The sequence below is a fragment of the Pseudomonas sp. genome, from assembly GCF_051660785.1.
In the GTDB taxonomy this organism is placed as follows: Bacteria; Pseudomonadota; Gammaproteobacteria; order Pseudomonadales; family Pseudomonadaceae; genus Aquipseudomonas.
In genome coordinates, this window is record NZ_JBOFQE010000071.1 from 22,944 (window position 1) to 36,136 (window position 13,193).

General features: G+C 58.1%; 12 protein-coding genes. 8 read left to right on the forward strand and 4 right to left on the reverse strand.

Translation table 11 applies throughout. The features are described from left to right. Positions 1-8: 8 nt before the first annotated feature. From frr to rpsB, 4 genes are all read right to left on the reverse strand, one after another. Positions 9-566 (reverse strand): ribosome recycling factor, encoded by a 558-nt coding sequence (gene frr, locus ACRC4F_RS18555; protein ID WP_007949335.1) that lies wholly within the window; start codon positions 564-566, stop codon positions 9-11. After that, positions 563-1,306 (reverse strand): UMP kinase, encoded by a 744-nt coding sequence (pyrH, locus tag ACRC4F_RS18560; RefSeq protein WP_003172271.1) that lies wholly within the window; start codon positions 1,304-1,306, stop codon positions 563-565. Before pyrH ends, frr begins: the two co-directional genes overlap by 4 nt. 209 nt (positions 1,307-1,515) lie before the next feature. Beyond that, complete coding sequence (tsf, locus tag ACRC4F_RS18565) at positions 1,516-2,379, reverse strand: translation elongation factor Ts (RefSeq protein ID WP_438660655.1); 864 nt, start codon at positions 2,377-2,379, stop codon at positions 1,516-1,518. Between the two features lie 191 nt (positions 2,380-2,570). Next, the gene (gene rpsB, locus ACRC4F_RS18570) at positions 2,571-3,308 is read right to left on the reverse strand and encodes a 30S ribosomal protein S2 (protein ID WP_007907989.1); all 738 of its coding nucleotides are present in this window, start codon (positions 3,306-3,308) and stop codon (positions 2,571-2,573) included. Positions 3,309-3,681: 373 nt separating this feature from the next. Here rpsB and map point away from each other — a divergent pair, with 373 nt between their 5' ends. The 8 genes from map to ACRC4F_RS18610 all read left to right on the forward strand — a co-directional run bounded on the left by map (position 3,682) and on the right by ACRC4F_RS18610 (position 13,145). Further along, positions 3,682-4,464: a type I methionyl aminopeptidase gene (gene map / locus ACRC4F_RS18575; RefSeq protein ID WP_438660656.1), complete on the forward strand. Its 783-nt coding sequence runs from the start codon at positions 3,682-3,684 to the stop codon at positions 4,462-4,464. Positions 4,465-4,509: 45 nt separating this feature from the next. Next, complete coding sequence (locus tag ACRC4F_RS18580) at positions 4,510-7,212, forward strand: [protein-PII] uridylyltransferase (RefSeq protein ID WP_438660657.1); 2,703 nt, start codon at positions 4,510-4,512, stop codon at positions 7,210-7,212. A gap of 174 nt (positions 7,213-7,386) precedes the next feature. Beyond that, positions 7,387-8,586 (forward strand): succinyldiaminopimelate transaminase, encoded by a 1,200-nt coding sequence (dapC, locus tag ACRC4F_RS18585; protein ID WP_438660658.1) that lies wholly within the window; start codon positions 7,387-7,389, stop codon positions 8,584-8,586. 178 nt (positions 8,587-8,764) lie between these two features. Continuing rightward, on the forward strand, positions 8,765-9,505 hold the full coding sequence (locus ACRC4F_RS18590; RefSeq protein ID WP_438660659.1) for a M12 family metallopeptidase: 741 nt from the start codon (positions 8,765-8,767) through the stop codon (positions 9,503-9,505). 417 nt (positions 9,506-9,922) lie between these two features. After that, on the forward strand, positions 9,923-10,285 hold the full coding sequence (locus tag ACRC4F_RS18595; protein WP_438660660.1) for an ArsC family reductase: 363 nt from the start codon (positions 9,923-9,925) through the stop codon (positions 10,283-10,285). A gap of 32 nt (positions 10,286-10,317) precedes the next feature. Beyond that, positions 10,318-11,352, forward strand: a complete 1,035-nt coding sequence (dapD, locus tag ACRC4F_RS18600) for a 2,3,4,5-tetrahydropyridine-2,6-dicarboxylate N-succinyltransferase (protein WP_200667793.1) — start codon at positions 10,318-10,320, stop codon at positions 11,350-11,352. Positions 11,353-11,538: 186 nt separating this feature from the next. Next, a complete protein-coding gene (locus ACRC4F_RS18605; RefSeq protein WP_438660661.1) occupies positions 11,539-12,744 on the forward strand; it encodes an aminotransferase class V-fold PLP-dependent enzyme in 1,206 nt (401 codons plus the stop codon). Next, positions 12,741-13,145, forward strand: a complete 405-nt coding sequence (locus tag ACRC4F_RS18610) for a SufE family protein (RefSeq protein WP_438660662.1) — start codon at positions 12,741-12,743, stop codon at positions 13,143-13,145. The genes ACRC4F_RS18605 and ACRC4F_RS18610 overlap by 4 nt, the downstream gene beginning before the upstream one ends. Positions 13,146-13,193: the final 48 nt, after the last annotated feature.

A 13,193-nucleotide genomic window follows, 5' to 3' on the forward strand; every position in this document is an offset into this window, starting at 1 on the left:
CGCGACCCTTATACGGCCATCAGGTCGGCTTCTTTCTGCTTGGTGGCCGCATCAATGTCAGCCTCAGCCTTGTCGGTCAGCTTCTGGATATCGGCAGCGGCACGACGCTCTTCGTCTTCGCTGATTTCCTTGTCTTTCACCAGCTTCTTCAGATCACCCAAAGCATCGCGACGGATGTTACGTACCGCCACACGAGCGTCTTCGGCAGCGCTACGCGCTTGCTTGGTAAAACCTTTGCGGGTCTCTTCGGTCAGCGCCGGCATGGAGATCAGCAGCAGCTCACCGAGGTTAGTCGGATTGAGGTTCAGACCTGCGCTCTGGATAGCCTTGTCGACAGCGGCAAGCATATTGCGCTCAAACGCTACCACTTGCAGGGTGCGGGAGTCTTTTACGGTGATGTTGGCCACTTGGGTGATGGAGGTGTCTGTGCCGTAGTACGGCACCATCACGCTACCCAGAATGCTCGGGTGTGCCTTGCCAGTGCGAATCTGGCCGAATGCATGATTCAGAGAATCCAGGGATTTCTGCATACGCTCTTGAGCGTCTTTCTTGATTTCATTGATCATTGTTGGCCTTCCTCGATCAGGGTCCCTTCAGCGCCGCCATGTACGATATTCAGCAGGGCGCCGGGCTTGTTCATGTTAAAGACGCGCAACGGCATCTTGTGGTCGCGGCACAGACAAATAGCCGTCAAGTCCATCACGCCCAGCTTGCGATCCAGCACTTCATCGTAAGTCAGATGATCGAACTTCTCGGCATGCGGGTCTTTGAATGGATCAGCAGTGTATACGCCATCGACCTTGGTCGCCTTGAGCACGACATCGGCGTCGATTTCGATCGCTCGCAAGCAGGCTGCCGAATCCGTGGTGAAGAACGGATTACCGGTACCGGCCGCAAAGATCACGACTTCCTTGGCATTCAGGTGACGCATGGCTTTGCGGCGATCATAGTGATCGGTCACGCCCACCATGGAAATGGCCGACATCACGATGGCCGAGATATTGGCACGTTCCAGCGCATCGCGCATGGCCAGGGCGTTCATCACAGTGGCCAGCATGCCCATGTGGTCGCCCGTTACCCGATCCATGCCGGCCGCGCTGAGCGCCGCGCCACGGAACAGGTTGCCACCACCGATCACCAGACCGACCTGAACACCGATGCCGACCAGTTGGCCGACTTCGAGCGCCATGCGATCCAGAACTTTCGGATCGATCCCGAACTCTTCCGAGCCCATCAGGGCCTCGCCGCTAAGCTTGAGTAGAATGCGTTTATAGCGAGCCTGATAACCACTGCCCTGCTGAGCCATTGCGAATCTCTCCTGCGGCGTATTTTAAAAATTCTTTGCGAGCTGTTTACAGCTGGCGTTCACTCTAGCTTGGCGCTGCTTCAGCGCCATCGGAACATGGCTTTGTAAGCCAGTTCCAAAGGGAAACCAATAAAAATTGGTGCCCCATCTGAAAAGAGGCTGCGCGCGTAAGCGGGCAGCCTCTTCAGGGCGACAGTTAAAAAACCGTCTTATTGCTTGGCGGCAGCCAGCTGGGCAGCTACTTCTTCAGCGAAGTTGTCGACCGGCTTCTCGATGCCTTCGCCTACTTTGAAGTAGGTGAAGGAAACGATTTCAGCACCGGCTTTCTTGGCCAGGTCGCCGACCTTAATTTCAGGGTTCTTGACGAACGCCTGCTCAACCAGGCTCGCTTCAGCCAGGAACTTGCTGATACGGCCTTTGACCATGTTTTCAACAATGTTTTCCGGCTTGCCGGCGATCTTGTCAGCGTTCAGGGTCAGGAACACGCCTTTCTCGCGCTCGACCGCTTCAGCGGAAACTTCCGATGGCAGCAGGAATTCAGGGTTGGTGGCTGCTACGTGCATCGCGATGTCTTTGGCCAGCTCAACGGTGCCGCCTTTCAGAACAACCGCAACACCGATCTTGTTACCGTGCAGGTAACCACCGACAACATCACCTTCAACGCGAGCCAGGCGACGGATATTGACGTTTTCGCCAACCTTGCCGACCAGAACCAGGCGATCGGCTTCTTGAGCTTCGATCAGCGGAGCAACATCAGTCAGCTTGTCAGCGAATGCTTTTTCAACGCTGGAAGCAACGAATGCCTTGAAGTCGTCCTGCAGAGCCAGGAAGTCGGTCTGCGAGTTCACTTCCAGCAGAACGGCGGTTTTGCCGTCTTCTTTCAGAGCGATAGCGCCTTCAGCAGCCACGTTGCCTGCTTTCTTGGCAGCCTTGATGGCGCCCGAAGCACGCATGTCATCAATGGCTTTTTCGATGTCGCCGCCGGCCTTGGTCAAGGCCTTTTTGCAGTCCATCATGCCTTCGCCAGTACGCTCGCGCAGTTCTTTGACCAACGCTGCAGTAATCTCTGCCATTTCAAAATTCCTCTTGGATAGGTTTTCAACCATTCCACCCGATCGAACGGGCGATCAATTCTTCCCGAACCCACTTGTTAGCAGCTGCACGTTACAGAGGCTGTAGCTGCGCCGCTCACAAACGGTTTTCGAGGTGGCAAAAAGGGGGCCAAGCCCCCTTTTTGCTTACTGAGTCAACGCCAGGGCGTCAATTACTCAGCTGCAGCTGCCGGAGCTTCTTCAACGAACTGCTCGGTGCCGCCAGCAACGTGGTTGCGACCACGGATAACTGCGTCAGCCATCGAACCCATGTACAACTGGATAGCGCGGATTGCGTCATCGTTGCCTGGGATGATGTAGTCAACGCCTTCCGGGCTGCTGTTGGTATCGACTACGCCGATAACCGGGATGCCCAGCTTGTTGGCTTCGGTGATCGCGATGCGCTCGTGATCAACGTCGATAACGAACAGAGCGTCTGGCAGACCGCCCATGTCCTTGATACCACCCAGGGAACGATCGAGCTTCTCAAGATCGCGAGTGCGCATCAGCGCTTCTTTCTTGGTCAGCTTGGCGAAAGTACCGTCTTCGGCTTGCACTTCAAGGTCACGCAGACGCTTGATGGAAGCACGGATGGTTTTGAAGTTGGTCAGCATGCCGCCCAACCAGCGGTGATCGACGTACGGCGAACCGCAACGTGCTGCTTCTTCAGCAACGATCTTGCCAGCGGAACGCTTGGTGCCGACGAACAGAATCTTGTTTTTGCCCTGGGCCAGACGCTCTACGAAAGTCAGAGCTTCGTTGAACATTGGCAGGGTTTTTTCAAGGTTGATGATGTGGATCTTGTTACGCGCGCCGAAAATGTACTTGCCCATTTTCGGGTTCCAGTAACGGGTCTGGTGACCGAAGTGCACACCGGCCTTCAGCATATCGCGCATGTTGACTTGGGACATGATAGTTCCTTAATAAGTCGGGTTTGGCCTCCACGTATCCCAATGACCAACCAGCAGCATCAGCTGAAGGCACCCAGGTCATCGTGTCGACACGTGTGTGGATTTAAGCCTTTCGGGGTATCCCCGGAAAGCGGCGCATTTTATATCACAGGGCTGCAAAAAACGGAACCCGGATTCTCGATTCCTGATGCGCGACTTCAATCGCGCCCTTGGAATCGCCCCAGAATGCGCCAATCTATAGAGAGAAGCGATGCACAGAGGCTCAGATTTGCGCTGATCGTCTGTTAGAATCGCGTTTTTCAGGGCCGCGAAGATCGAACGCGCAACGCCCATTTCGTTTTAGCAAGCGCCATCGAGCGCAGAGAGAGCCTGTATGACCGTCACCCTCAAAACCCCCGAGGACATCGCCAAGATGCGTGTCGCCGGCAAACTGGCCGCCGATGTGCTGGAAATGATTGCCGAACACGTCAAGCCGGGCATCACCACCGAAGAACTGGACCGCATCTGCCACGACTATATCGTCAACGAGCAGAAAGCCATCCCTGCCCCGCTCAACTATAAAGGCTACCCGAAGTCGATCTGCACCTCGATCAACCACGTGGTCTGCCACGGCATCCCTAACGAGAAGCCGCTGAAAGATGGCGACACGCTGAACATCGACGTCACCGTGATCAAGGACGGTTACCACGGCGACACCAGCCGCATGTTCCACGTCGGCACCGTGCCGGTCTGGGCCGAGCGCCTGTCGCAAATCACCCAGGAATGCATGTACAAGGCCATCGAGATCGTCAAACCTGGCTGCCGCCTGGGTGACATCGGTGAAATCATCCAGAAACACGCTGAAAAGAACGGTTTCTCGGTGGTTCGCGAGTTCTGCGGTCACGGCATCGGCAAGGTGTTCCACGAAGAGCCGCAGATTCTGCACTACGGCCGGGCCGGCACCGGCATGGAACTGAAGGCAGGCATGACCTTCACCATCGAGCCGATGATTAACCAGGGCAAAGCCGACACCAAGGTATTGGGCGATGGCTGGACCGCGATCACCAAGGACCGCAAGCTGTCGGCCCAGTGGGAACACACCCTGCTGGTGACCGAGACCGGTTACGAGATCTTCACCTTGCGCGCCGATGACACCATCCCGCGCGTTTCGGCCTGATCCGAGCCGCGCCGCTCCCAGCCTTATAGAAAGGAAAGCCAATCGATGCCGCAGGTGGATCCCGAACTCTTCGACCGTGGTCAGTTCCAGGCAGAACTGGCCCTGAAGGCAAGCCCGATCGCGGCCTTCAAGAAGGCGATCCGCCAGGCCCGCGAGGTGCTCGACGGGCGCTTTCGCAGTGGCCGGGACATTCGCCGGTTGATCGAGGATCGCGCCTGGTTCGTCGATAACATCCTGCAAAAGGCCTGGGAGCAGTTCAACTGGAGCGAAGATGCCGACATCGCGCTGGTCGCGGTGGGCGGCTACGGTCGCGGCGAGTTACACCCTTATTCCGACATCGACCTGTTGATCCTGCTGGACAGCGCCGATCACGAAGTTTTCCGTGATTCCATCGAGCGTTTTCTGACGTTGTTGTGGGACATCGGCCTGGAAGTCGGTCAGAGCGTTCGCTCGGTGGACGAATGCGCCGTTGAAGCCCGCGCCGACCTCACGGTGGTCACCAACCTGATGGAAAGCCGCACCATCTGCGGCCCGGAACGTTTGCGCCAGCGCATGCTCGACGTCACCAGCACCGCGCACATGTGGCCGAGCAAGGACTTCTTCCTCGCCAAGCGCGCCGAGCAAAAAGCCCGTCACCACAAATACAACGACACCGAATACAACCTGGAACCCAACGTCAAAGGCTCGCCCGGCGGCCTGCGGGACATTCAGACGATCCTGTGGGTGGCCCGCCGCGAATACGGCACCCTGAACCTGCGGGCCCTGGCCGGCGAAGGTTTCCTGGTCGAAAGCGAAAACGCCCTGCTGGCCTCGTCCCAGGAGTTTTTGTGGAAGGTCCGGTACGCGCTGCACATGCTCGCCGGGCGCTCCGAAGACCGCTTGCTGTTCGACCATCAGCGCTCGATTGCCGGCCTGCTGGGGTTCGAGGGCGATGATGCCAAGCAAGCCATCGAAAACTTCATGCAGCAGTATTACCGGGTGGTCATGAGCATTGCCCAGCTCAGCGACCTGATCATCCAGCACTTCGAGGAAGTCATCCTCGCCCCGGAAGACGAAGCGCCACCGCAGCCGATCAACTCGCGGTTCCAGTTGCACGATGGCTACATCGAAGCGCGCAATGACAATGTGTTCCGGCGCACGCCGTTTGCCATGCTCGAGATTTTCGTGTTGATGGCTCAGCAGCCGGAAATCAAAGGTGTGCGTGCCGACACCATTCGTCTGCTGCGTGAGCACCGTCACCTGATCGACGACGATTTCCGCAATGACATTCGCAACACCAGCCTGTTCATCGAGCTGTTCAAATGCAAGATCGGCATCCACCGCAACCTGCGCCGGATGAACCGTTACGGCATCCTCGGGCGTTATCTGCCGGAGTTCGGCTTTATTGTCGGGCAGATGCAGCACGACCTGTTCCACATCTATACGGTCGACGCTCACACCCTGAATCTGATCAAGCACCTGCGTAAGTTGCAGTACACCCAGGTGTCGGAAAAATTCCCGCTGGCCAGCAAGCTCATGGGCAAGCTGCCCAAACCCGAACTGATTTACCTGGCCGGCCTGTACCACGACATCGGCAAGGGCCGGCACGGCGACCACTCGGAAATCGGCGCAGTGGATGCCGAAGCCTTTTGCCAGCGCCACCAATTGCCGGTGTGGGACAGCCGCCTGATTGTCTGGCTGGTGCAGAACCACCTGGTGATGTCGACCACCGCCCAGCGCAAGGACTTGTCCGACCCGCAGGTGATCCACGATTTCGCACAAGCGGTCGGCGACGAAACCCGTCTCGATTATCTCTACGTGCTGACCGTTGCCGACATCAACGCCACCAACCCGACCCTGTGGAACTCCTGGCGGGCCAGCCTCTTGCGCCAGCTGTATACCGAGACCAAGCGCGCCTTGCGCCGTGGCCTGGAGAACCCGGTAGACCGCGAAATGCAGATTCGCCAGACCCAGAGCGCAGCGCTGGACATTCTGGTGCGCGGCGGCACCGATCCGGACGATGTCGAACAGCTTTGGTCGCAATTGGGCGATGACTATTTCCTGCGTCACACCGCCGGCGACGTCGCCTGGCACAGTGACGCGATCCTCCAGCAACCGGCCGATGGCGGGCCACTGGTGTTGATCAAGGAAACCACCCAGCGCGAATTCGAAGGCGGCACGCAGATCTTCATCTACGCACCGGATCAGCATGACTTCTTCGCCGTGACCGTGGCCGCGATGGACCAGCTAAACCTGAACATTCACGACGCCCGGGTCATCACCTCCAGCAGCCAGTTCACCCTCGACACCTACATCGTGCTCGACACGGACGGCGACTCGATCGGCGATAACCCGGCGCGGGTCAAACAGATCCGTGAGGGCCTCACCGATGCGCTGCGCAACCCGGATGACTACCCGACGATCATTCAGCGCCGTGTACCGCGCCAGCTCAAGCATTTCGCGTTTGCGCCACAGGTGACAATTCACAACGATGCTCAGCGTCCGGTGACGGTGCTGGAGCTCAGCGCTCCGGATCGCCCGGGACTGCTGGCACGGATCGGCACGATTTTCCTCGAATTCGACCTGTCGCTGCAGAACGCCAAGATTGCGACCCTCGGCGAACGCGTGGAAGACGTGTTCTTCATCACCGACGCGAACAACCAGCCGCTGTCCGACCCGTTGCTGTGCACTCGCTTGCAGGATGCAATCGTTGAACAGCTGACCGTCAGTAATGAACCTGATATCAAATTGTCCCGACTCAGTATCTGACCCAACAAATTTCCCCTGTGGGAGCGAGCCATGTGGCGAGGGGATTTATCCCCGTTCGGCTGCGAAGCAGTCGTAAACGCGTTTTAACTTTGAAATGCCGGGGCTGCTCCGCAGCCCAACGGGGATAAATCCCCTCGCCACACAGGCTCGCTCCCACATTAGATGAGGCCCCTTATGAACAACGCTCTGAACCAGTTGCAGTCCTACCCGTTCGAAAAGCTCCGCGCCCTGCTCGGCAGTGTCACGCCAAACCCGGACAAACGCGCCATCGCGCTGTCCATCGGCGAGCCTAAGCACCGTTCGCCGAGCTTTGTCGCCGAAGCCCTGGCCAGCAATCTGGATCAGATGGCCGTGTACCCGACCACCCTCGGCATCCCGGCCCTGCGTGAAGCCATCGGCGCATGGTGCGAACGCCGCTTCAGCGTCCCGACCGGCTGGCTCGACCCGGCGCGCAACGTGCTGCCGGTCAACGGCACCCGCGAAGCGCTGTTTGCCTTCACCCAGACAGTGGTAAACCGTGGCGAAGATGCCTTGGTCGTCAGCCCGAACCCGTTTTATCAGATCTACGAAGGCGCGGCGTTCCTCGCCGGGGCCAAGCCGCACTATCTGCCGTGCCTGGACGAAAACGGCTTCAACCCGGATTTCGACGCTGTTTCGCCAGACATCTGGAAACGCTGCCAGATCCTGTTCCTGTGCTCGCCAGGCAACCCGACCGGCGCGTTGATCCCAGTCGACACCCTGAAAAAACTGATTGCCCTCGCCGACGAATACGACTTCGTGATCGCTGCCGACGAGTGCTACAGCGAATTGTATTTCGATGAGCAAACCCCGCCAGCCGGCCTGCTCAGCGCCTGCGTCGAACTGGGCCGCAAGGATTTCAAGCGTTGCGTGGTGTTCCACAGCCTGTCCAAGCGCTCCAACCTGCCGGGCCTGCGTTCGGGTTTTGTGGCCGGTGACGCCGATATCCTCAAGGGCTTCCTGCTTTATCGCACTTACCACGGCTGCGCGATGCCGGTTCAGACCCAACTGGCCAGCGTTGCCGCGTGGAATGACGAAGTGCATGTCCGCGCCAACCGTGCGCTGTACCGCGAGAAGTACGATGCCGTGCTGGAAATCCTCAGTCCGGTGATGGACGTGCAGCGTCCGGATGGGGGCTTTTACCTGTGGCCGAATGTCGAAGGCGACGATGAGGCGTTCTGCCGTGATCTGTTCGTTGAAGAACACGTGACCGTGGTGCCGGGTTCTTATCTGTCCCGTGAAGTTAATGGTTTCAATCCGGGTGCAGGTCGCGTGCGCATGGCTCTGGTCGCGCCGCTGGCCGAATGTGTAGAAGCCGCAGAACGCATCCGCGCTTTCATCCAACGCCACAAGTAAGAAGTTTCGCGCCTGTACTGTGCAATGCAGTACAGGCTTCAACCGAAGAAACATTCCTTAACCGCTTTTAACTTCCGCACGGCGATGACAGCAACTAACATCCCATCAAGCTAAAAACCTAGCTCATCTCTAAGTTACCACGTTATTTTAACTATCTAGTTTATAAGGATATAAACGCTTGGACATTTTTTCTTGCCAGATCCAAAACACTGTTGAACCGCACTTATCTTACGCAGCAGCCACACAAGAACGAGAAAGCAACTCACCCCAGGACAAATCAATCCCTCAAACCCGAAGCGTGGGTTCGCACACCAGGTACTGGGCAACGGGCAGAACACTAAAAATCGCAATCATGCGGCTGGATGATGCTTTGTTTGACACCGTAAAAAATGCCATTAATCAATGGGCGCCTTACGTCAACCTTACTTTTGAGTTTATAGACCTCAACGAAGATGACGAACTCTATGAAGGTGACATTCGCATTGAAATTTCGCCGCTCTACAACACTGTGGCGCGCTCACTCATTGGAACAGATGCATTAGCCGCGCCCTCGTATTCGGCAACCATGTGGCTAGGAACCAACAGTACCGAAGCCACCTATGAGGCAGTGGCCATTCATGAATTCGGCCATGCTCTGGGTCGACTACATGAGCATCAACATCCTGATGCGAACATTCCCTGGGACAGGGAAAAAGTGTACAAGGCACTTGAAAAAAACCATGGAATGTCGAGGGCTACAGTAGACGCTACCTTATTTCCCCTTCCTCGAGATAATAATGCAACTTATGCTCCCTATGACCGACACTCCGTGATGCATTATCAAGTAACGAACGACGCCACACTCGGCGATTGGGAGCAACTCACGAATCTGCAACTTAGCGAAGGCGATATTGCATTTGCTCGGCAGATGTACCCTTAAATCCAACCCATACCAGTAAGTCTCTCGACTTCACCGCCCCCAAGAGTAGGCCGCACTCAGGTCCAACTCACCCATCACTTCACACAAGACGTCATCACCCATCCGGTGATGACGGCTGAGTCTGTACAACTCCAGGCGTTGCGCCCGAAGTGCTTTCAAGCGCAACCGCCGCCCCCGAAACCCCCTCCCGAAAAGCCGCAATCGACAGCATTGAAGTGCCACATTAGACGCTTAGACTACGGGCTGGCCGTTGCACCTATGTCGCATCGCCCTGAAACACCGCAATCTATTGTGGGAGCGGGCTTGCTCGCTCCCACAGGTTTTGCGGTGGCTTACAACCACGACCGACGCGAAACCGTCCGGTCATGGCATAATCCGTCACCTTTAATTTCCAGCACCTGCAAAGGGGGCAATTCCTTGACCGTTTCAAGCAAAACGTTGCACCTTTTCGGCATCAAAGCCTGCGACACCATGAAAAAGGCGCGCACCTGGCTCGATGAACACGCTGTCGGCTATGACTTTCATGATTACAAAGCGGCCGGAATCGACCGTGAACACCTGACCCAATGGTGCGACGAGCACGGCTGGCAGGTGGTGTTGAACCGTGCAGGCACGACCTTTCGCAAGCTCGACGACGAACGCAAAGCCGATCTCGACCAGCCGAAAGCCATCGAACTGATGCTCGCACAACCCTCGATGATCAAGCGCCCGGTGCTTGATCTCGGTGACCGAACCCTGATTGGCTTCAAGCCAGATATCTACGCGGCAGCGCTCAAGTAAGCAGCCCGTTCCATTTTGTTAGAGGTATCAACATGTCCACTACTCTGTTCAGCCTGGCCTTTGGTGTCGGCACTCAAAACCGTCAAGGCGCGTGGCTGGAAGTGTTTTACGCACAGCCACTGCTCAACCCGTCGGCCGAACTGGTCGCGGCTATCGCGCCGGTACTGGGTTACACCGAAGGCAATCAGGCCATCGCATTCAGCACCGCCCAGGCTTCGCAACTGGCTGAAGCGCTGAAAGGTGTCGACGCTGCACAAGCCGCACTGTTGACCCGTCTGGCCGAGAGCCACAAGCCGCTGGTCGCAACGATTCTGGCTGAAGACGCTCAACTGACATCGACGCCTGAGGCTTACCTCAAGCTGCACCTGCTGTCCCATCGCCTGGTCAAGCCCCACGGCCTGAACCTGGCCGGCGTGTTCCCGCTGCTGCCGAACGTAGCCTGGACCAGCCAGGGCGCCATCGACCTGGCCGAACTGGCCGAGCATCAACTGGAGGCCCGTCTGCGTGGCGAGCTGCTGGAAGTGTTCTCGGTAGACAAGTTCCCGAAAATGACCGACTACGTGGTTCCGGCCGGCGTGCGTATCGCTGACGCGGCACGTATTCGTCTGGGCGCCTACGTCGGCGAAGGCACCACCGTGATGCACGAAGGTTTCGTCAACTTCAACGCCGGCACCGAAGGCCCGGGCATGATCGAAGGTCGCGTATCGGCTGGCGTGTTCGTCGGCAAGGGTTCGGACCTGGGCGGCGGTTGCTCGACCATGGGCACCCTGTCGGGCGGCGGCAACATCGTGATCAAGGTCGGCGAAGGCTGCCTGATCGGCGCGAACGCCGGTATCGGTATTCCGTTGGGCGACCGCAACACCGTTGAGTCCGGCCTGTACGTGACCGCGGGTACCAAAGTCGCGCTGCTGGACGAAAAAAACCAGCTGGTCAAAGTCGTGAAGGCCCGTGAATTGGCCGGTCAGCCTGACTTGCTGTTCCGCCGTAATTCGGAAACCGGTGCCGTGGAATGCAAAACCCACAAATCGGCGATCGAACTGAACGAAGCGCTGCACGCTCACAACTAAGCGCTACATAAACACCTGTGGGAGCGGGCTTGTGTGGCGAGGGAGCTTGCTCCCGCTCGGCTGCGAAGCAGTCGCAAAGCTTTTGGGGCCGCTTCGCGACCCAGCGGGAGCAAGCCCCCTCGCCACACAAGCCCGCCTCCACAAGGTCAGGCGTACACCCGCCCATGTTGACCAGGGCCCGATAGCATGATGATTCCCTCTCCCTGGCGCGCCGACTTCCCGGCCATCGCCGCGTTGCAACGGCAAGACCAGACCTATCTGGACAACGCCGCCACCACGCAAAAACCTCAAGCCCTGCTGGACGCTTTGGCGCATTACTACGCCAATGGCGCGGCCAACGTGCATAGGGCGCAACACTTGCCCGGCGCCCATGCCACCCAGGCGTTCGAGGCCAGCCGCAGCAAAGTCGCCCAATGGCTGAATACTGGCGATTGCGGGCAGATCATCTTTACACACGGCGCGACTTCCGCGCTGAACCTCCTGGCGTATGGCCTGGATCATTTATTCACTCCAGGCGATGAGATTGTCATCAGCGCTCTGGAGCATCACGCCAATCTGCTGCCGTGGCAGCAACTGGCCCTGCGTCGCGACTTGAAACTGGTGATCTTGCCGCTGGATGCTGACGGCTTGATCGACCTTGATGCCGCCGCGCAATTGATCGGCCCGCAAACCCGCTTGCTGGCGGTCAGTCAGCTGTCGAACGTGCTCGGCGCCTGGCAGCCGTTGCCTGCATTGCTGTCGATGGCCAAGACGCACGACGCGTTGACCGTGGTCGATGGCGCGCAAGGCGTGGTTCATGGCCGGCATGACGTGCAGGCGCTGGGTTGCGACTTTTACGTTTTTTCCAGCCACAAGCTCTATGGCCCCGATGGTCTGGGCGTGCTGTTCGGTCGCCATGAAGCGCTCAAGCAACTGCGCCATTGGCAGTTCGGCGGTGAAATGGTGCTGGATGCCGATTACCACAGTTCACGCTTTCGCCCCGCGCCACTGGGTTTCGAAGCGGGCACTCCGCCGATTGCCGGCGTGATCGGCCTGGGGGCAACGCTGGATTATCTCTGCGGGCTTGATCAGGACGCCGTGTCGGCCCATGAAGCGGCGCTGCATGACTATTTGTTGAAAGGTCTTGAAGCACGCAATGGCATTCGGCTGCTGGGCAAGCCGCAACTGGCGCTGGCCAGTTTTGTCGTCGAGGGTGTGCATAACTCCGATCTGGCGCATTTGCTGACCGAACAGGGCATCGCGGTGCGCGCCGGTCATCACTGTGCGATGCCGTTGCTCAAAAGCTTCGAACTGGCCGGGGCGATCCGGGTGTCGTTGGCGCTGTACAACGATTCCGAAGACCTGGAGCGGTTCTTTGAAGCGCTGGATCAGGCGCTGGAGTTGTTGCGATGAACCTGCCGGCCGATGCCGTTATCGCACTCGAAACCTTTCAGAATGCGGCTGGCTGGGAACAGCGGGCGCGGTTATTGATGCAATGGGGCGACCGTCTGCCTGCGTTGAGTGATGTGGACAAGGTAGAGGCCAACCGTGTGCATGGCTGTGAAAGCCAGGTGTGGCTGGTGGGTTCGCTGGATGAGGGGCACTGGCAGTTTGCAGCGAGCAGCGATGCGCGGATGATTCGCGGGTTGGTGGCGTTGCTGCTGGCGCGGGTTAACGGGTTGTCGGCGGATGAGTTGCGGCAGGTGGATTTGCCGGAGTGGTTCAATCAGCTGGGGCTTTCGCGGCAACTGTCGCCGTCGCGCAGTAATGGCCTTAATGCCGTGTTACAACGGATGCGAGAGTTAGCCCTGTAGGAGCCGGCCGCCGTACTCCGGCAACAATCTTATCCACAGCCTTGGTCG